The sequence below is a fragment of the Pseudomonas sp. AOB-7 genome, from assembly GCF_003696305.1.
Classification (GTDB): Bacteria; Pseudomonadota; Gammaproteobacteria; order Pseudomonadales; family Pseudomonadaceae; genus Aquipseudomonas.
Genome location: NZ_RFFK01000051.1, coordinates 1 through 610 on the forward strand (window position 1 = coordinate 1; position 610 = coordinate 610).

1 protein-coding gene is annotated in these 610 nt (G+C 55.4%); it reads left to right on the forward strand.

The genetic code is table 11. The annotated features are described in order from the left end of the window. Positions 1–197: 197 nt before the first annotated feature. Positions 198–602 carry a type II toxin-antitoxin system HicB family antitoxin gene (locus EA796_RS22955; protein WP_122110287.1) on the forward strand — a complete coding sequence of 135 codons (405 nt, stop codon included), beginning with the start codon at positions 198–200 and terminating at the stop codon, positions 600–602. Positions 603–610 lie beyond the last annotated feature (8 nt).

Below are 610 nucleotides of genomic sequence, written 5' to 3' on the forward strand. Positions count from 1 at the left end.
CGGTATCGAGAACCTTGGTTTTACGCAAAGAAGTATCCATCTCTATCTCCATGATTACGCTCCATGGGGAGATGGTGGATGCCGGTATTTATCGCAGCAACTTGCTGTGGCGTAGTCTGGTGCAGGGCTGCTTCCGGCCCAGGCTGTGTTGAAGCTCCCGCTCCGAAGTACCAGATGAATCGTTAGAGGTAGAAGCAATGAAATTTCCAGTCGTACTGCACAAAGACGCTGATTCGGACTATGGGGTGACTGTGCCCGGCGTGCCGGGCTGTTTCTCGGCAGGCGCCACTGTCTCGGAGGCTCTGGAAAACACACAGGAAGCCCTAGCCCTTCACTTTGAAGGCTTGGTGGCTGATGGTGATCCGCTCCCGCGTGCGCATGAAGTAGACGCGCATATGGGGAATCCCGACTATGCCGGCGGTGTGTGGGCTGTAGTCGATTTCGATGTGACCCCGTATCTGGGGAAAGCTGTTCGCTTTAATGCCACCCTGCCGGAAAATCTGCTGCAGCGGATTGACGAGATGGTGAAGAAAGATCACCGCTATGCCTCCCGCTCTGGCTTTTTGGCCACTGCGGCATTGCGGGAACTGTCGGTGGCATAAGCAGACAA